The following is a 17,945-nucleotide window of genomic DNA, read 5'->3' as shown; positions in this document are numbered from 1 at the left end:
GGAGGGCAGGTAGCCTTGCCTCCGTGCCCCGTCTGTCTGAAGTCATCGCCGAGCTCGACGCCCTCTGGCCCCCCGAGCGGGCCGAGGAATGGGACGCCGTCGGCACGGTCTGCGGTGAGCCCGACGCCGGGATCACCCGCGTCCTCTTCGCCGTCGATCCCGTCCTGGAGATCGCCGAGGAGGCCGTCGCACTCGGCGCGGACCTGATCGTCACCCACCACCCGCTCTATCTGCGGGGGACCACGACCGTCGCCGCCTCCCACTTCAAGGGGCGGGTCGTCCACACCCTCATCAAGCACGACATCGCCCTGCACGTCGCGCACACCAACGCCGACACCGCCGACCCCGGCGTCTCCGACGCCCTCGCCGGCGCACTCGACCTCCGCGTCACCGGTCCGCTCGTGCCCGAGAACGGCCTGGGCCGGATCTGCGAACTCGACCGCCCCGAGACGCTGCGCGAGTTCGCGGCCCGGGCAGCCGCGCGGCTGCCCGCCACCGCCCAGGGCATCCGCGTCGCGGGAGACCCGGAGGCGACCGTCCGCCGCGTCGCCGTCAGCGGCGGCTCCGGAGACAGTCTCTTCGGTGCCGCCCGGGCCGCCGGCGTCGACGCGTTCCTCACCGCCGACCTGCGGCACCACCCCGTCTCCGAGGCCGTTCAGCAGGCACCCCTCGGTCTGGTCGACGCCGCCCACTGGGCCACCGAATGGCCCTGGTGCGAACAGGCCGCCGCCCAGCTCGACGAGATCTCCGACCGCCACGGCTGGAACCTGCGGGTCCATGTCTCGAAGACGGTCACCGACCCCTGGTCCTCCCACCACACCTCTGGAGCCCCCAACTGAACGCCGCGCCCGCCGACCAGATCCGACTCCTCGACGTCCAGGCACTCGACGTCCGTCTGTCGCAGATCGCGCACAAGCGCAAGTCGCTGCCCGAGCACGCCGAACTGGAGTCGCTCAACAAGGACCTCGCGCAGCTGCGCGACCTGCTCGTCGCCGCGCAGACGGAGGAGAGCGACTGCGCCCGCGAGCAGACCAAGGCCGAGCAGGACGTCGACCAGGTCCGCCAGCGCTCCGTGCGGGACCAGCAGCGCCTCGACTCCGGCGCCATCACCTCGCCCAAGGACCTCGAGAACCTCCAGAAGGAGATCGTCTCGCTCGCCAAGCGCCAGGGCGACCTGGAGGACGTCGTCCTCGAGGTCATGGAGCGCCGCGAGTCGGCGCAGGAACGCGTCGCCGAACTCACCGAGCGCGTCTCCTCCGTCCAGGCCAAGGTCGACGACGCCACGGCCCGCCGGGACGCGGCGTACGAGCAGCTCGACGGCGAGTCCGCGTCGGTCGGCAAGGAGCGCGAGGTCGTCGCCGGCTCGGTACCCGCGGACCTGATGAAGCTGTACGAGAAGCTCCGCGAGCAGCAGGGCGGCGTCGGCGCGGCCCGGCTGTACCAGCGCCGCTGCGAGGGCTGCCACATCGAGCTCAACATCACCGAGGTGAACGAGGTCCGCGCCGCCGCCCCCGACACGGTCGTGCGCTGCGAGAACTGCCGCCGCATCCTGGTCCGCACCTCGGAGTCCGGTCTCTGATGCGCGAGCTGGTCGTCGAGGCCGACGGGGGTTCCCGGGGCAACCCGGGCCCGGCGGGGTACGGGGCGGTCGTCCGCGACGCGGCGAGCGGGGAACCGCTCGTGGAACGGGCCGAGTACATCGGCGTCGCCACGAACAACGTCGCCGAGTACCGGGGGCTCATCGCCGGTCTGAAGGCGGCGAGGGAACTCGACCCCGAGGCCCGGGTCCGCGCCCGCATGGACTCCAAGCTCGTCGTCGAGCAGATGTCGGGCCGCTGGAAGATCAAGCACCCGGACATGAAGCCGCTGGCGGCGGAGGCCGCGCGGATCCTCCCGCCCGGTCAGGTCACGTACGAGTGGATCCCGCGCGAGCGCAACAAGCACGCGGACCGGCTGGCCAACGAGGCCATGGACGCGGGACGCCGTGGCGCGCAGTGGGAGCCCTCGGCCTCTTCGGCGGCGCTCGCGTCCTCCGCCGAGGACGTCCGGGCCGCCCGGGTCGTCGGCGACGCGGCGGCGGGCGCGGCGAAGGCACGGGCGGCGCTGGCCTCACGGGCAGGGAACGCGGGCCTGTCCGAGGCAGGCGGTTCCCGTGCGTCGGACGGTGCGGCGGCCGCACAGGCGACGCTGCCCAAGACCACCGAGGTGGAGGGCGCCGGCTGGGGCCCGGACCTCGGGCCGCCCGCGACGTTCGTCCTGCTGCGGCACGGCGAGACGGCGCTGACCCCGGAGAAGCGGTTCTCCGGCAGCGGCGACCACGAACTGTCCGAGGTCGGCCGCCGCCAGGCCGAGGCCGTGGCCGCGGCACTGGCCGCCCGCGGCACGATCCAGGCGATCGTCTCCTCCCCGCTCAAGCGCTGCCGGCAGACCGCGGAGGCGGTCGCCGCCCGCCTCGGGCTCGACGTCCACGTCGACGAGGGGCTGCGCGAGACGGACTTCGGTGCCTGGGAGGGCCTGACGTTCGCCGAGGTCCGGGAGCGGTACGGCGACGACCTCGACGCCTGGCTCGCCTCCCCGAAGGCGGCGCCCACGGGCGGCGGCGAGAGCTTCGCGACGGTGGCGCGTCGGGTCGCGGCGACGCGGGACCGGCTGGTGCGGGAGTACCAGGGGCGCACGGTGCTCGTCGTCACCCACGTCACCCCGATCAAGACCCTGGTCCGGCTGGCCATCGGCGCGCCCCCGGAATCCCTGTTCCGGATGGAGCTCTCGGCGGCGTCGGTGTCGGCGGTGGCGTACTACGCGGACGGCAACGCGTCACTGCGCCTGCTGAACGACACGGCCCACCTGCGCTGACCCTGCGGGGGTTCGGCGTCGGGCGCCCCTGGTGCCGCGGGGTGCGGGAGGTGCCGGCGCACTCACCGGGGCGAGACCGGGACACTCACACGAGATGCGCGGCGCCCGAACGCGCCCCGCTCACGCCCGCGAGACGCGCCCGTCCGTGCAACGCGGGCAAGTCCGGCGCCGGCCGGCCTGGCGGACAGGCCCGGCGGCGGCCAGCGCGGTGCGAACGCAGGCCCGACACCGGCAGGCGCGGCGGGAGCGCCCGCGCGGCGCGAAGGCGCGCGCGACGGCGAACGCGCGGGCGGTGCGAACGTAGGCCCGGCGCCGGCCGGCGCGGTGCGAACTCAGGCCCGCGCGGCGGGAAAAGGCGGAGGTGATCACGCAGCCCGCGCGGCGGGAAGGCGCGCGCGACGGCGAACGCGCGGGCGGTGCGAACGCAGGCCCGGCGCCGGCAGGCGCGGTGCGAACGCAGGCCCGCGCGGCGGGAAGGCGGAGGTGATCACGCAGCCCGCGCCCGCCGGCGTACCGCGCCTCGGGAAGGGGTCACGCCTTCCGCGGGCGCAGCGCCGACGCCTCGCGGGCCAGGGTCTCGACGCGGTGCCAGTCACGTGTGGCGACCGCGTCCGGCGGCAGCATCCACGTTCCCCCGACGCAGCCCACGTTGGGCAGCGTCAGGTACGAGCCGGCGGACGCGCGCGTGATGCCGCCCGTGGGGCAGAAGCGGGCCTGGGGGAGCGGGCCCGCGAGGGACGTGAGGTAGGGCGTGCCGCCGGAGGCCTCCGCGGGGAAGAACTTCATCTCGTGCACGCCGCGCTCGAGCAGCCCCACGACCTCCGACGCCGTCGAGACGCCCGGCAGGTACGGCAGGCCCGACGACACCATCGCGTCCAGCAGCGCGTCCGTCCAGCCGGGGCTGACCAGGAAGCGCGCCCCGGCCGCGGCCGCGTCGGCCACGGCCCCCGGCGTGATGACCGTGCCCGCGCCGACGACCGCCCCCGGCACCTCCTCCGCGATCGCGCGGATCGCGTCGAGCGCGGCCGGCGTCCGCAGGGTCACCTCGATCGCGGGCAGTCCGCCCGACACGAGCGCGCGGGCGAGCGGTACGGCGTCGGCGGCGTCGTCCAGGACGACGACGGGGACGACGGGGGCCAGGTCGAGCACGGAGGTCATGCCGTCATCCTGCCCGCGCCCAACGCCCCGTGCAACGAGCGTTGCACTCAGTGCAATGCGCCCCGACTCGTCAGTGGATCTCGGTCACCACCACGTCGAGCGCCCATGCCTTCCCCGGCCTGCCCGGAGCCTCCGCCTCGACCGTGTACCCGATGTCTCGCAGCGCTTCCACCAGCTCGCCCGGGTCCTTCGGCGCGGTACCGGCCTCCAGCAGACTGCGTACGATGCGGCCCTTGGTCGCCTTGTTGAAGTGGGAGACCACGGAACGCTTCTCGACGCCGTCGACGAGCTGCGAATGCAGCACCCGCACGGTCGCCGTCCGGCCCGCGACCTCGCCCTTGGGGCGCCACGCCGCCGCGTAGGCCGACGACCGCAGGTCCAGGACCAGCCCGTCCCCCGCCGCCTCGGGCAGCGCGGACGCCATCGGCGCCCGCCAGTGCGCGCCCAGCGCCCCGAGCCCGGGGAGCTTCACCCCCATCGAGCAGCGGTACGAGGGGATCCGGTCGTCGACGCGGACCGCACCCCAGAGCCCGGAGAACACCAGCAACGACTTGCGCGCCCGCCGCCGCGCGGAGGCGTCGAGGGTGGCCAGCCCGAGCGCGTCGTACAGCACCCCGGTGTAGATCTCGCCCGCCGGACGCGCCCCGGCCGTGCGCAGCCCCGCGTTCTTCGCGACCTCGTCGCGCAGGCCCTCGCTGAGCCCCAGTACGTCGCGGGCCTTCTCCTCGTCGCCCCGGCACAGTTCCACGAGCTCGTCGAGCACCGCTGTGCGCGCCGCGGCCAGGGCGGGCAGCGACAGCGTCTCCGGCTTGAGCGGCGCCCCGCGCCCCGAAGCGGCCTTGCCCTCGGACGGCGGCAACAGCACGAGCACGACGTTCTCCTCTGCGTACGTACGGAAATGGGGGGTGCGGCCCCGCGTCGCCAGCGTAGTCGGCCGCAACGACCCGCCGCCCGGGCCGATCCTGCGGCACCCGGGCGTGGCCCGCCCCACCGCCCGGGGCCCGCGGCAGGCGGACGGGCGAGACGGGCGGGCAGGCGGACGGGCGAGACGGGCGGGCAGGCAGACACGGGCGGGACCGGGCAGCGCTCCGCGCCCCGGTCGCACCCCCGTCGCCGCCGCCATACGCTCGGCACATGCCACGCCGTCGTATGCATGTGACCTGCGCGGCCGACGACCCGCTGCTGGCCTGCCTGTGCGCGCTGCGCCTCCGGCTCGGCGTACCCGTGAGGTTCCCCGTCAAGGTGCTGGTCGAGGCGGAGCGGACGGCCCGCGACCCGCGGCTTCCGGAACGGGACGAGACCGGCGTCCCGTTCTTCACCGTCGACCCGCCGGCCTCCGCCGACCTGGACCAGGCGATGCATCTCGAACGGCGGCCGGGCGGCGGCTACCGGGTGCGCTACGCCATCGCCGACATGGCCGCGTTCGTACCGCCGGGCGGCGCGCTCGACGCCGAGGCGCACCGGCGGACGCAGACGCTGTACTTCCCGGACGAGAAGGTGCCGCTGCACCCGCTGGTGCTCTCCGAGGGTGCGGCGAGTCTGCTGCCCGGGCAGACCGCGCCCGCGCTGCTGTGGACCATCGACCTGGACGCGGACGGCCGGACCGTCGCCACCGGCGTACGGCGGGCCCTGGTCCGCAGCCGCGCCAAGCTGGACTACGCAGGGGTACAGCGGCAGATCGACTCGGGCGCGGCGGAGGAGCCGGTGGCCCTGCTCAAGGAGATCGGGCTGCTGCGCGAGGAGCTGGAAGTGGAGCGGGGCGGGATCTCGCTCAACCTGCCCGAGCAGGAGATCGTCGCCCAGGACCACTCGTACGCACTGGAGTTCCGCGCCCCGTACCCCGTGGAGCGCTGGAACGCCCAGATCTCCCTGCTCACCGGCATGGCAGCGGCCGGGCTGATGGTGACCGCGGGGACCGGCATCCTGCGGACCCTGCCGACCGCGCCGGGCGGAGCCGTCGCCCGGCTGCGCAGGACGGCCCGGGCCCTGCGCATCCCCTGGCCGCACCATGTCCCCTACGCCCGGGTCGTCCGGTCGCTCGACCCGTCGAACCGCCGCCACGCCGCGTTCCTCCAGGAGTGCACGACGCTGCTGCGCGGCGCGGGCTACAGCGCGTTCAGCGGCGGGCAGCTGCCCGAACCGTCCGTGCACGCCGCCGTCGCCGACGTGTACACGCACTGCACCGCACCGCTGCGCAGGCTCGTCGACCGGTACACGGGCGAGCTGTGCCTGGCCGCCGTGGAGGGCCGGGAGCCCCCGGAGTGGGTACGGGAGTCCCTGGACGTCGTACCGAAGGAGATGGCCGAGGGGACGCGTCGCGCGAACAACGTCGAGCGCCAAAGCGTCGACACCGTCGAGGCGGCGCTGCTGACGGGCCGGATCGGCGATGTCTTCGACGGGTTCGTGGTCGACGTGCGGGAGCGCGAACCGGACGTCGGCACGGTCCAGTTGGACGAGCCCGCGGTCGTCGCCCCGGTCGACGGCGACGGGTCGGAACTCCCGCTCGGCGAGGCACTGCGGGTACGGCTCACGCTGGCCGACCCGGGGGCGGCGAAAGTGCGGTTCGCGCCCGCGTGACCGCCCGCAGCATCGAACGGGCGTCGTCGGCGTGGCAGCGCACCGTGTGCACCTCGCGCGTCCTGCCCAGCAGTCCCACCGACACGACGGGTTCCGTCAGCGTGAGGGTGAGCGACGTCTGCGAACCGACGGGCAGGTCGAGCACGCCGTCCTCCTTCTTGTCGTGCGTGAACATCAGCTCGTAGGAGGCGGACGCGATCCGCTCCAGGGGGATCCGCAGATCGACGTGGGCGGCCTGGCGCAGCCGCAGCGCGTCCTCGGACAGCGTGTGCGGCCGGGTCACCGACGCCGCGTGCAGACCGACGACGAACAGGACGGTGTAGACGTCGAGGACCAGCACCACGGCGTGCAGCACCGGCCAGGGACCGAGCAGGTACGACATCCCGACGGTCTCGACGACGCAGACGAAGCCGAAGCCGAAGAGGAGCGCGGCCTGGTCACGGGCGTGCCCGAAGACCTGGTCGCCCGGCCCGACCCCGGCGCGTCGCCGGGCCGCCCAGAGCAACAGGCTCCACATGAGCCGCAGTTCGTGCCCGGCCAGCCGGAGCACCGGCTCCGGCACCAGTTCGCCGACGGCCTCGCGCGGTGTCAGCCCCTCCCCGCGCCACAGCCTGAGGAACACGGCGGCCTCGGCCAGCAGCAGGAGCAGGACGGCCGCCTCGGCGGCGGCCATCACCGGCGCGGGCGGCCGGAGCCCCGCCATCAGACAGACCACGAGCGCCAGTTCAGCGGGCAGGACGAGCCAGGCGACGCCTCTGAGGAGGCGCTTCACCCGCGTCACCGGGCCCGCTCCGCGACCAGGCGCAGCGCGCGGCGTACGGCCTCGGCCTGGGCCGGCGGGAACTCGGCGAAGAAGGCGTCCATGAACGTGCTCCCGCCCCCGCCAGCCGGTGCGCCGTCCTCCGTGAGCCCTTCCACGACCTCGTCGGGCATGCAGTCGGCCAGCGCCCGGGCCGCCTCCTCGACGCGAGGATCGCCGGCGTCGGCGTCCGTGAGCGCGTCGAGCAGCCCGTAGACCTCGTACGCGCGCTCCACCGCGCCCGGAGCCTCGGTCATCCTCCGCATCGCGCCGAGCAGGCGGTCCCGCTCCCCGGCCGGGACGACGGTGTCCAGCAGGGCGAGCACCTCGCGGTCCTTCGCGGCGGTCGCGGACTCGGGGCGCCCCGCGGTCTCCTCGGCGAGACTGCCGAACAGCGCCGTCAGCTCGGGCGACACCGGACCCTCGGCGGGCAGCCGCCCGGAGCGCGCCTGCTCCAGCAGGACGCCGAGCCGTTCGCGCCGCTCGGAGAGCAGCTCCTGCTGCCTGGCGAGATCGTCGTCCAGCTCCTCCAGGACCTCCACGAGCTCCCGGCCCGCGTCGTCGGCGAGCACGTCCCCGACCTCGTTGAGGCCGAGCCCGAGCTCGGTCAGCCGCCGGATGCGCGCGAGCAGCACGGCGTCGCGCACCGAGTAGTCCCGGTAGCCGTTGGCCCGCCGGGTGGGCTCGGGCAGCAGGCCCTGATGGTGGTAGTGCCGCACGGCACGCGGGGTGACCCCGACGAGTGCGGCGATCTCTCCGATCCGCATGGCTTCAGTAGAAACCCTGACGCTGCGGCAAGGTCAAGCGGATGCAGGAGGCCGGACGCGGGACACCGGACGCCGGGCTCTCGGGGCCGCCCCGAGGCGTCGGACCCGTGGCGTCGGGCGGGGCCGGCCGGCGTCGAGCGGGGCCGGCCGGTGCCAGCCGGGGCTTGTCCCGGCCGGCGGCGGGGACGGGTGGCCCAGGGGCCCGGACGCGCCGGGTAGCATGGTCGTCACGGCAGACGAGCCGGGCGGACGGCCGCGTGAGGACCCTCAGGGGGCCTCCCGAGGAACGTCCGGGCTCCACAGGGCAAGGTGGTGGGTAACGCCCACCCGGGGTGACCCGCGGGACAGTGCCACAGAGAACAGACCGCCGGGGACCTCGGTCCCCGGTAAGGGTGAAACGGTGGTGTAAGAGACCACCAGCGCCTGAGGTGACTCAGGCGGCTCGGTAAACCCCACCTGGAGCAAGGTCAAGAGGGGCCGCCGCCCGAAAGGAACGGTGGCCCTGCGCGGACGATCGAGGGCTGCCCGCCCGAGTCCGCGGGTAGACCGCAGGAGGCCGGTGGCAACACCGGTCCTAGATGGATGGCCGTCTCCCCGGCGACCGCGAGGTCACCGGGCGACAGAACCCGGCGTACAGCCCGGCTCGTCTGCCGCCACCTGCGGCTTTGCCTCGGAAAGGGCCTCTGACCTGCATCGGAGGTCCTTTCCGATCTTTCAGGAGCTTGCCGCGTTAGGCGGCGGAAAGTCCCTCGGAAGTCCCTCGGACAGCACTGAAAGTCCCTGAAAAGTCCCTGGCGCGGAGGCGCGGGCGAAGCCTCTGAGCTGGTTCGGATCGATGGAGCGTGACGCTGTTGCTCGACCCCCGCGGCTTTTGAAACTGCCGCGAGGTGGAACGTGGTCTGCGGTGGACAGGGAAGGGGCCGGAAGGGGCCCGGTCGTGAACGTTCATGCGCTTCGATACCGGAGCCGGGGACTTCACCCTCGACGTTCAGGAGGAGAGCGTCCAGCCTCTGACGCTCCTCGGCAGGGTGACCGCTGCGCACCGTACGGGGGGAGCCCGCTGTCGTGGAGATGCGCCCAGAGGGCTAATTCTCCTGCAGCAGCGCCGAGCAACGATCAACGCGCACTTACAGTAGGAACATCCGCCGTGCTCGCTGGCCCGTTGCGTTGCATGCGGAAGGAGGGGGAAGAGCGAGGATGTCGAAGCGCACCCGACGCGCAGCCGTGCTTGCTGCTGAACAGCGTGCGGTCGACTACGCGTATTCCTGCCTGGAACGGGCCCGGCAGGAAGCGTCGGAGCTGAGCGGCCTCGACGTCGCGGCCAGCGGCAAGGACTCCATCGACGCCCGGCGGACCTGGGAGCGGGAGCTGGCGTCCCTCGACATCGGAGGCAAGTCCCTCGTCTTCATGAGGGCCGATGTCGACGAGGGTGAGGGCCGCGAGACGTTCTACGTTGGGCGGCGCGTGGTGCGCGACGAGCAGCGGAATCCTGTCGTGGTCTCCTGGAGTTCGCAGGCCGCGGTGAACTGGCGGCTGACCAGCGAACGGGATCCGGGACAGGTGCGGCTGTTGCGCCAGATCATCTGTGATCAGCAGGTGGTCAAGCGCTATCTCGATCTCCATGGATCGGAAGCGGGACCACCGGCGGTACCAGAGATACCGGCGGCACCGCTTGCCACCGACGTGCCGGCCACAGCCACCGAGGAACCGGCGTGGCGTGATCCGCTCCTCGACGAGATGGACCGTGCGCGCGACGGCTCGATGCACGACATCGTCGAGACCATCCAGCGGGAACAGCTCCGGCTCGTGGCGGAGGAGCCTGCGGGCGTGCTCGTGATCCAGGGCGGTCCGGGCACGGGCAAGACGGCGGTCGGCCTGCACCGCGTGACCTGGCTGCTGGACAACAAGCACCGGAACGCCAAGGAAATCCTCGTCATCGGCCCCAATCGGGGATTCCTCGACTACGTGGGCGTCACCCTGTCCGAACTCGGCAGCGACGACGTGTCGATGCTCGAACTTCCCGCGCTCTGGTCGGCGGCAGCGTCGCCCCGAGATCCCCGTCGGATCGCCGTGGTGAAGACCGATCCGAGGATGGCTGCGGTGCTGCGCAGGGCCGTCGACTGCGAGACGACGAGCTCGGTGGAACGGCTGACCGCACTCGTGGGCGGACCGGTCTTCACCTTCGAGCTGAACCGCCGCGAAGTCGTTGTCCCTGTTGAGGAGATAGCGGAGATCGCTGCTGCGGCACTGGCCGGCGACAGTCCGTACCAGGTGCGCCGGGAGCGCTGCACACAGCGGATCACGCAGCACCTGACCGATGTCTACGTCGGGCTTCTGCCAGGCCCTGCCGACATCGACTACCTGGCCGAGACGGCCAGGGCCCGCCCCGTCGTACGCCTCCTCAAGCGGATCTGCCCCAGCCTTGCGGCCCAGGACATTCTGCGGGGCCTGTTCTCCGGCGGGGCCACCCTCAGCCGGGCCGCTGAGGGCATTCTGTCGGCCGCCGAACAGGATCTGCTCACTGCACCCCGCCCGGGAGCCGGGCCAAGGAGCCGTACGGCGCGCTCGCGGACGGAACTGAGCCGCGAAGACCTGGTCCTTCTTGATGAGCTGGAGTACGTACTGGGTGGACGCCCCCAGAAGGTGTACGGGCACCTGGTCATCGACGAAGCACAGGACGTCACGCGGATGGAGGCCAGGGCCCTGGCACGGCGCTGCCCCAGCGGTTCGATGACGGTGCTCGGCGACCTCGCGCAGTCGACCGGGCCCTACCTCCACCAGGACTGGGACGGGCTCGGGAAGGTGCTCGCGGGCCAGGGCGGATGGCGGGTCACCCAGCTGCTCACGGGGTTCCGCGTACCGGGAGAGGTCATGGCCTTCGTGGCCCAGCTGGGCGAGCACTGCGCGCCCGGCGTGACAGTGCCCGACTCGGTGCGCGACACGGGCACGGACGTCGCCGTGATCCAGGGGGTGGAGGTAGGCACTCTGGCCGCCGAGGCCGTGGCACGGCTACGGGCGAGCGCGCCTGCCGGAGCGGATGAACGCTCGATCGGCGTGATCGTGCCGCCGGGCGGTGAGTGGGCCAGCGACATCGCGCGCGCCCTCGGTTCGGAGAGTCTCGGGAACCTTGCCGTCCTCACCCCGGCTGAGGCGAAGGGACTCGAGTTCGACCACGTCGTCGTGGTGGAGCCTGCCGGGATCGTCACAGACGAGGCTGTAGGCCTGAGGCATTTGTATGTCGCGCTGACGCGGTGTACCCAGTCGCTGACCGTCGTCCACGCCCTGCCCCTGCCCCCGCAGATCGGAGGCCCGGACCGCCTTCCCGCGCCCACTGCCGCATCCGTTCCTTCGCCGTCCCCTCGTGACGCGGAGGGCTCGGTCGCGGATCCTGCGGCGAGCCTGTGCAGCCGGTACTTCGCTGACGGGACTCCGTGCACCCATTCCACTCACCACCCAGACAAGTGGTGCAGGACGGCCCCCTGCGGAGGCTTCCGCACGGCTGAACCGGTGGTCGTGGCCCAGCCCCGGCGGCTTGCTCCAATCGTCGGTGCGCAGGACCAGGGCCGTCTCAACCTCGATGCGCGGCAGCGTGCCGCCGTGCGGGTCAGCTCGGGGGCGTGCGGGGCCTTTGTCGTACGGCACCGGGGCGGCCTACGCGAAGCGGCGGTGGAATTGCACGCCATGCTGGCCTCGTTCGTCGAGCGGGCCCGGCACCTGCGCGCCGCGGACGGCACCTGGGTGCTAGACCTCGCGGGATTCCGCATCGTGCTCAGTCCCGAGGCCGACACGATCACGGGCTACGACGCGGTGCACGCGGAACGGAGCTTCGCGCAGTTCGAGGTGGGCGTCGCGTCCCGGGCGGGCAAGGACGCCCGGGCCGCGCGGAGATCGGCGCTGACCGCGCCGGTGCGGGAGAGCGGACCACCGCTCGGTGCCGAGGAACCGGTCCGCCTGCTCGACGCAGGAGCGTTGCACGCCACCGCCTCGGCCTGCGCCGGATACGAGCGGGTGGGGCAGATTCGCGGTATGGCCGATGAAGCCTTCGTACGTGCGATGCGTGGAGCGCTTGCCGATGATCTGCGGACCGCGGATATCGAGCTGTTCGAGACCTGTGTCATCGTCGGAGGCAGCCGCTTCCAGTGGCGGCTCTCGCCCGATGGCCGCTCCCTGCTCACCGTGCGCGAACCCGGTACGGACTACCGCGGACTGCCGGCCTTCCCCAACTCCCTTCCCGAGCCCCGAAGGGCGACCATGTCTACAACCGACCCGACACCCCAACTTGGCGAAGAGGAGCGGGCGGAGGAAGAGCAGCCAGCCGAGGCAGGCAGCGGCTTGGAACGCCTGGTGGCCGCCCGTGCGTTGGCGGCGCGGTCTGACCGATCTCACGAAGCGCTCCGGCACCGCCTGCTCGCCGACCTCTACGACAGCGCGTCGGAGGTCGGGGAGAGCACCCTTGTGGACGCCTGGTGCACGCGGGCTGACGGCACCGTGCTCTTCGACGTGCTGGGCAGTGAGGACAGTACGTACCCGTCCATACGGGAGTCAGTGCTCCACCTTATGGAGGTGTCCCACCTGCGTACGGAGGGTCAGGCGGAGTTCCTCGTCGTCGTGTTGGGCGGCGAACCGGCGGAGGCATGGGTGGCCGACGCGGTCGATGGCGCTTTCAGTGTGCTCCTCGCCTGGCGCGCCGACGGGACCTGGGCGGGGCCGGGAGCGCGGCACATCGTGTCCTAGCGAGGGCCCTGCCGCCAGCGCAAGCAGACCTGTCAAAATACGACGCAAGTTTCGAACGCGGGAGACGAGCGGGGCGCATGGGGAACGAGGACGCTTCGGCCGATCGGCTCGGCGGCGGATTCGGAGCGGGGGTACCGCCGATCACGGGATCGATGACGCGGGCTGAGATGGTCGAGGCGTGGCGGGAGCGGCGGTCTGCCCGCCGCTCCGCGGGGATCACCGGTCCCGGGGGCGTGGTCGACGGATTCGCGTTGCGCAAGTGGCGTAAGGCCGGGGTCTTCGGTGCGGAGGCGGTGGCGCGTGTCGAGGATGTGTTGCGCGGGCTGTTGGAGTCCATGGACGCCGAGGACGAAAACCTGCGGTGGGGCGCCGACACCATTCGTGCATGTCTGGACGGACAGCCGACGCCTCAACTCCTACCCGCGGTCAAGGCCCTGCTCGAAGTCACCGATCCGGGCAGGGGCGTCGCGCGGACCGCAGCCGTGCTCTCCGCCGTCCACGAAGTAGGCCTGCCTTGGCTCTCCCTGGCCGGTGAGCGCCGCCTAGCGGTCATCATGGGAGCGGTCCCGACGGCCGACCTAGGATCGGACGACCTTCCCCGCCCCGGGGAAGACCCTTCTGGGGCCTTCGCGCTTCAGCAGGCCCTTGCCCGGAGGAGCCTTGGCGAGCTGACCGCGCACCACTTGGGGGCAATCGTCCCCTGGGCACCCCTCGGCGTCATCGACGACCTGATCGAGACAGGTGTATTGGATCGCGGTCACAAGCCGTGGACCCTGCGGGTGGACTCCGCCGAACAGAGCTACCTGCTCGCCAGGCTCGCACCAGAGAAGGTGGATGCCGCCCTGGCCCGCTCGCTCGGCTGGGACGAGCCCGGCGAGCGGGAGGCGTTCCTGGCGGGCGAGCCGGTCCAGCCGGCGCCGGGCAGCCTCTACGACCTGCTCCTGCGTGTCGCGGATGGTGAGACGGACGTCCTCAAGGAACTCGACGGGCTGCTGCCTCGCGAGCTGGTACTTCGCCTGCGCAAGGTGCGGGATGGCGCTATGACGGGCTCCTGGGACCCGGACATCCCCGCCGACCGCGGGCTGTGGCGGCTGATGTGCGCACTGTGGGAGCCGAGGGCCGCGGTGAATCCGGCGCGCGGGCCCTTCTACGCCCTCGTGGCGCTGCGGCACGCCTACGATCTCATCTGCCAGGGCGAGAGGAAGAAAGCTCAGGCGCAGGTCGACAAGCTCGTCGATCATGAAGGCGCGTCAGCCGAGCACGCGGCCGAGGCGTGGAACATGTTCGCCTACCTCGCCCTGCTCGATGACAATCTCGACCTTGCCTACGTCTCGCTGGCGCGCGTCGCCCGAACCGACCGGCGAGTCGAGGAGAACCTGGCTCTGCTGGACCGTCGGCGGGGGACCAAGCGCAACGACCGGGATCAGCCCGCCAATCCCTATTTGGAGCTTGGACTGCCGCACAAGAGTGAGCATTGGAAACACCAGTGGCGCGAACGTAGAAAGGCCGACCGGGATGACCTCGACCTGGCGGCACAGGCCAACTGGGCGATGCGCCGGATCGAGCAGGCCGAGCGGACCGAGGACTGGTCGGACTTCTTCGTACTGCCGCTGGATCCCGCGTCCCTGCGACTGCCTACGGTGAGACCGAGGTCCCTGACGCCGCAGACCGCCGCAATGCCACGCCGGACCACGCACCGGACCGACGCGGACCTTGCGACGGTACGCGACCGCGCGATCGCCGACCTTCTACCCACCCTGCTGACCGCGCCCCGGCGCCCCGATCACGACCACAGGACGACTTCATGAGCAGCAAGTCCGCACGCGGCAACAGCAGCCCGAACGCGGCCGGACAGGCCAAGAAGCCCACGGGGCACATTCGACGCAAGGAGAAAAGGGAGTTCGCGGCGGACATGAAGCTGCGCACCCTCAGGCCGGAAGAACTCCTCCACCCGGCGCAGCTCCTCGCCCGTTTCACCGAACGGGCTGCGGAGCTCATCGCGCAGCTTCCGCAGGACGCCCGCCCCACCCCTGCCACTGTCAACGCGGCGCTGCGTCAGGGCGTGCTCGAGGCATTCCGGACGCGGGACGAGCACATCGCGCGGCTGGTCGAGACCGACGTCCTCGCGAGCACGCCCGAACAGGGAGCGAAGGCCATCCGCCGGGCGGTGCGCGCCTCCCTCATTGACATGGGGGTCCGTGTGGTCGAGGAGGCCGACGAGCAGGAGCTCTTCGTCGTCGTCGAGGGCGAAGGCGAGGGCTTCGAGCTGGTCCGGCCGGCCTACGTGGACCAGGCGACGGACAAGTTGTTGCTGGCCGGTCAGCTCCGCCGCATTCCAACCCGGAGGACCCTGCCGGGGCGTGACGGGGCCAGTGCGGTGGATGTGCGGGGAGACGATGCCAAGTGACCTCGACGGGAATTGACTTCGGTACGACCAACTCCGTCGTGGCCCAGTGGCAGGGCAGCGATGCCGAGGTGTTGCCGCTCGATGCCCACCACATCGACGCCGACTGGCGGCGGCCAGGGTTCGAGCAGCTTTTTCCCTCGGTCGTGGGTGTCAGCTCGCTTCGGCGCGGCCCTCTGTTCGGCTGGGAGGCCAAGCTCCGCTCCGAGGAAGCGGCCGAAGCCTGCAAGAGGCTCCTCAAGAGCGACGAGTACGTGACCATCCAGGGCAGGCGTTTCGCGGCGACCACCGTCGCGGCGGGTGTCTTCACCGCCATGCGCGACGGCGCCCAGCACAACCTCACCGACATCGATCGCGCCGTCATCACGGTGCCCGCCAACGCGACGGGCGCCGCCCGGTACCGGACCAGGGCAGCGGCGCGGTTCGCTGGCATCGAGGTCCAGGCCCTGCTGAACGAACCAACAGCAGCCGCCATCTCGTACGTCCACGACTTTCGCGAGGACTCCCAGATCCTGGTCTTCGACTGGGGCGGCGGCACCATCGACGTGACCGTGCTCGACTACTCGGACGGGTTCTTCGAGGAGCGCGCGTCACGTGGTGTGACGGAGCTTGGCGGTCTGGAGATCGACCGGCGGCTGCGTGAACTCGTTCTCGAACGAGCGCCCGCGCGCAGAGCCTGGACTCCGGCGCAGGAGCGGCAGTTCCGCCTGGACGTGGAGCGGAACAAGATCCTGCTCTCCTCACAGCCGTCCGTCACGGTGATCACCCCCGACGGCGTCGGCGTTGAGATCCACCAGGGTGAGCTGGAGGAGGCGATCGGCGACCTCGTCGACCGCGCCCTGGGGCCTGTGGAGCAGTGCCTGAAGGATCTGCACATGGCCCCGCTCGACGTGGACGACATCCTCATGATCGGCGGTACGAGCCAGATCCCCAGCGTGCGGGCCGCGGTAGCCGAAGCACTCCAGATGGAGCCCGTGCCCACCGAACTGTGCGACCCGATGACAGCGGTCGCGCGCGGCGCGTCGATCGCGGCGGCGGTGCTCGCCGGTGAGACCGAGGGAGTCATCCAGGTCGCCACCAGCCACGCGCTCGGCACGATGGTCAAGGACTCCTCGGGACGCAAGAGGTTCAGCCAGATCATCCCCAGGAACTCGCCGTTGCCCTGGAAGGAACGCAAGAGCTACACGCCGCAGAAGGACCACGCGCGGAAGCTGTCCGTTGAGATCTGGGAGGGCGACCCGGACAAGGAGCTCACCCACCGCGACAACGTGCAGCTCACGGAGCTCACCCTCACGTACCCCACGCCGCGGGTCCGTGACGAGTCCCGCTTCGACCTGGAGTACACGTACGACTCCAATGGCCTGCTCCACGTCAAGGCCACCCTGGAGCACACAGGCGAGGTCGTGGTTGACCAAGAGGTCGAGAGCTTCGGTTCGGGTGGCCCCACGCCCGAGGTCCGAGAAGAGCTGGACCGCCTGCTGAAGGGCAACTCGAATCCCGACCCCCTCAGGACGGCCGCCTCGGCGGCAGGCGCCCGCCCTGTTCCCATGCCTCCGAAGGCGCGGCCGGTGCCTCTCGACGGCGGCCCGCACACTCTGGTCGTCGACGGCTCCAATCTCGCCTGGATCGGTCATTCACCGGTCCGCCCGGGGGTCTACGAAGAAGACGATCACCCGAGTTTCTCTCAGCTTCAGGTCGCGCGGGTGGCGCTGGCCAAGAAGTACCCAGAGGCCGACATTCATGTCGTGGTCGACGCCAGCTTTCGGCACAAGGTCGCGGACGCAGAACGTGAGGCCGTGGAGGCCGCCCTCAGCAAGGGGGACATCATCCAGCCGCCAGCCGGTACCGAGGGCAAGGGCGATGCCCTTGTGGCGGTCATCGCGGACGAATCCGGCGCGACGATCGTGACGAACGACAACTTCGCGGAGCTACAAGGCCGCTATCCCTGGCTTCGGGAGAAGGGACGGGTTCTGGGTGCCACCTGCTCCAAAGGGGTCTGGTTCTTCACCGAACGTACCTGTGTGGCGCCACGGGGGCGGGGGTAATGGGAACCCCGGTGTGATGGCCGTGACCCCCAGCGATTCGGTCTCCCAACCAGAACGGTGCCTCCCCACACAGGTGGGTAGGCACCGGGTCCCAGTTTCAGACGTCGATGCGGGCGACCTTGCGGCCGACCTTGAGGTACAGCTCCGCGCCGTCGAGTACCCCGACCTCGCTCGCGACCGCGTCGAGCGTCTGCTGAACGGAAGGCTCTGAGAGCTGCGTGGTCTGCTGGTCTCCGTCTGATTCGCGGATGAGGCGGAGACCGTTCTGCTGAGCCACGAGGCGCACGGCGGAGATGCTTGGCGCGAAGTCCAGCGTGCGGCTGACCAGCGCCCTGAGCGTGTCCTCGGCGTGGTCCTTCAGGAAGATGACGCGGAGGTTCTGAGTGTCCCCGAAGGAGCGCTTGAGAAGCGCGCCGTGAACTCCGCGCGGGCGGCAGCAGCGTCCACGCCGTGGAGCGCACTCGCCGGCCAGGATGCGCTCGACCGTCATCAGATGCGCGTTTCCCTCCTCCATGCGCTTGGTGTCGGCGATCAAGTTTTTCCCGCCGATTTCATGATCGCGATCAAATAATTCCCCACCCCCTTGTCGTTCGTCCCGCCGCAGTGGG

General features: G+C 71.5%; 13 protein-coding genes and 1 other RNA gene. 9 read left to right on the top strand and 5 right to left on the bottom strand.

Annotation, left to right across the window (positions count from 1 at the left end):
- Positions 1–23: 23 nt before the first annotated feature.
- From QRN89_RS10130 to QRN89_RS10120, 3 genes are read left to right on the top strand one after another with little or no spacing between them, the layout of a single operon-like run.
- Positions 24–839, top strand: a complete 816-nt coding sequence (locus QRN89_RS10130) for a Nif3-like dinuclear metal center hexameric protein (protein ID WP_290349029.1) — start codon at positions 24–26, stop codon at positions 837–839.
- On the top strand, positions 836–1,579 hold the full coding sequence (locus QRN89_RS10125) for a zinc ribbon domain-containing protein (RefSeq protein ID WP_290353645.1): 744 nt from the start codon (positions 836–838) through the stop codon (positions 1,577–1,579). Before QRN89_RS10130 ends, QRN89_RS10125 begins: the two co-directional genes overlap by 4 nt.
- Positions 1,579–2,853, top strand: a complete 1,275-nt coding sequence (locus QRN89_RS10120) for a bifunctional RNase H/acid phosphatase (protein WP_290349028.1) — start codon at positions 1,579–1,581, stop codon at positions 2,851–2,853. Before QRN89_RS10125 ends, QRN89_RS10120 begins: the two co-directional genes overlap by 1 nt.
- A 531-nt stretch (positions 2,854–3,384) precedes the next feature.
- Here QRN89_RS10120 and eda read toward each other — a convergent pair.
- Together eda and yaaA are read right to left on the bottom strand one after the other, a co-directional pair.
- On the bottom strand, positions 3,385–4,011 hold the full coding sequence (gene eda / locus QRN89_RS10115) for a bifunctional 4-hydroxy-2-oxoglutarate aldolase/2-dehydro-3-deoxy-phosphogluconate aldolase (protein WP_290349027.1): 627 nt from the start codon (positions 4,009–4,011) through the stop codon (positions 3,385–3,387).
- Between the two features lie 70 nt (positions 4,012–4,081).
- A complete protein-coding gene (gene yaaA, locus QRN89_RS10110; protein WP_290349026.1) occupies positions 4,082–4,882 on the bottom strand; it encodes a peroxide stress protein YaaA in 801 nt (266 codons plus the stop codon).
- Positions 4,883–5,145: 263 nt separating this feature from the next.
- Here yaaA and QRN89_RS10105 point away from each other — a divergent pair, with 263 nt between their 5' ends.
- A complete protein-coding gene (locus tag QRN89_RS10105; RefSeq protein ID WP_290349025.1) occupies positions 5,146–6,588 on the top strand; it encodes an RNB domain-containing ribonuclease in 1,443 nt (480 codons plus the stop codon).
- Here QRN89_RS10105 and QRN89_RS10100 read toward each other — a convergent pair.
- Both QRN89_RS10100 and QRN89_RS10095 read right to left on the bottom strand, forming a co-directional pair.
- Complete coding sequence (locus QRN89_RS10100) at positions 6,539–7,369, bottom strand: hypothetical protein (protein WP_290349024.1); 831 nt, start codon at positions 7,367–7,369, stop codon at positions 6,539–6,541. The two genes, QRN89_RS10105 and QRN89_RS10100, sit on opposite strands and share 50 nt — an antisense overlap.
- Positions 7,366–8,154: a MerR family transcriptional regulator gene (locus tag QRN89_RS10095; protein WP_290349023.1), complete on the bottom strand. Its 789-nt coding sequence runs from the start codon at positions 8,152–8,154 to the stop codon at positions 7,366–7,368. Before QRN89_RS10095 ends, QRN89_RS10100 begins: the two co-directional genes overlap by 4 nt.
- A gap of 237 nt (positions 8,155–8,391) precedes the next feature.
- Here QRN89_RS10095 and rnpB point away from each other — a divergent pair.
- The 5 genes from rnpB (at position 8,392) to QRN89_RS10070 (ending at position 17,337) form a co-directional block, all read left to right on the top strand.
- Positions 8,392–8,804, top strand: an RNA gene (gene rnpB, locus QRN89_RS10090) — RNase P RNA component class A.
- A gap of 547 nt (positions 8,805–9,351) precedes the next feature.
- The gene (locus QRN89_RS10085) at positions 9,352–12,888 is read left to right on the top strand and encodes a HelD family protein (RefSeq protein ID WP_290349022.1); all 3,537 of its coding nucleotides are present in this window, start codon (positions 9,352–9,354) and stop codon (positions 12,886–12,888) included.
- A 77-nt stretch (positions 12,889–12,965) separates the two neighbouring features.
- Positions 12,966–14,696: a hypothetical protein gene (locus QRN89_RS10080; RefSeq protein ID WP_290349021.1), complete on the top strand. Its 1,731-nt coding sequence runs from the start codon at positions 12,966–12,968 to the stop codon at positions 14,694–14,696.
- Positions 14,693–15,295 carry a hypothetical protein gene (locus QRN89_RS10075; protein WP_290349020.1) on the top strand — a complete coding sequence of 201 codons (603 nt, stop codon included), beginning with the start codon at positions 14,693–14,695 and terminating at the stop codon, positions 15,293–15,295. The genes QRN89_RS10080 and QRN89_RS10075 overlap by 4 nt, the downstream gene beginning before the upstream one ends.
- Positions 15,292–17,337, top strand: coding sequence for an Hsp70 family protein (locus tag QRN89_RS10070; protein WP_290349019.1), 2,046 nt, complete (start codon positions 15,292–15,294; stop codon positions 17,335–17,337). Before QRN89_RS10075 ends, QRN89_RS10070 begins: the two co-directional genes overlap by 4 nt.
- Positions 17,338–17,434: 97 nt before the next feature.
- Here the strand turns inward: QRN89_RS10070 and QRN89_RS10065 are convergent, their stop codons facing one another.
- Positions 17,435–17,872 (bottom strand): hypothetical protein, encoded by a 438-nt coding sequence (locus tag QRN89_RS10065; RefSeq protein WP_290349018.1) that lies wholly within the window; start codon positions 17,870–17,872, stop codon positions 17,435–17,437.
- Between the last annotated feature and the right edge of the window lie 73 nt (positions 17,873–17,945).

The organism is Streptomyces sp. HUAS CB01 (genome assembly GCF_030406905.1).
Taxonomy (GTDB): domain Bacteria; phylum Actinomycetota; class Actinomycetes; order Streptomycetales; family Streptomycetaceae; genus Streptomyces; species Streptomyces chengbuensis.
The sequence above is the reverse complement of the archived record's forward strand: the minus strand, read 5'-3'. Positions and strand labels throughout refer to the sequence as shown.

Excerpts from the sequence above, each read along its gene's own strand:
- QRN89_RS10120 (WP_290349028.1), top strand. The coding sequence starts at position 1,579 with ATGCGCGAGCTGGTCGTCGAGGCCGACGGGGGTTCCCGGGGCAACCCG.
- eda (WP_290349027.1), bottom strand. The coding sequence starts at position 4,011 with ATGACCTCCGTGCTCGACCTGGCCCCCGTCGTCCCCGTCGTCGTCCTG.
- QRN89_RS10105 (WP_290349025.1), top strand. The coding sequence starts at position 5,146 with ATGCCACGCCGTCGTATGCATGTGACCTGCGCGGCCGACGACCCGCTG.
- QRN89_RS10095 (WP_290349023.1), bottom strand. The coding sequence starts at position 8,154 with ATGCGGATCGGAGAGATCGCCGCACTCGTCGGGGTCACCCCGCGTGCC.
- QRN89_RS10085 (WP_290349022.1), top strand. The coding sequence starts at position 9,352 with ATGTCGAAGCGCACCCGACGCGCAGCCGTGCTTGCTGCTGAACAGCGT.
- QRN89_RS10080 (WP_290349021.1), top strand. The coding sequence starts at position 12,966 with ATGGGGAACGAGGACGCTTCGGCCGATCGGCTCGGCGGCGGATTCGGA.
- QRN89_RS10075 (WP_290349020.1), top strand. The coding sequence starts at position 14,693 with ATGAGCAGCAAGTCCGCACGCGGCAACAGCAGCCCGAACGCGGCCGGA.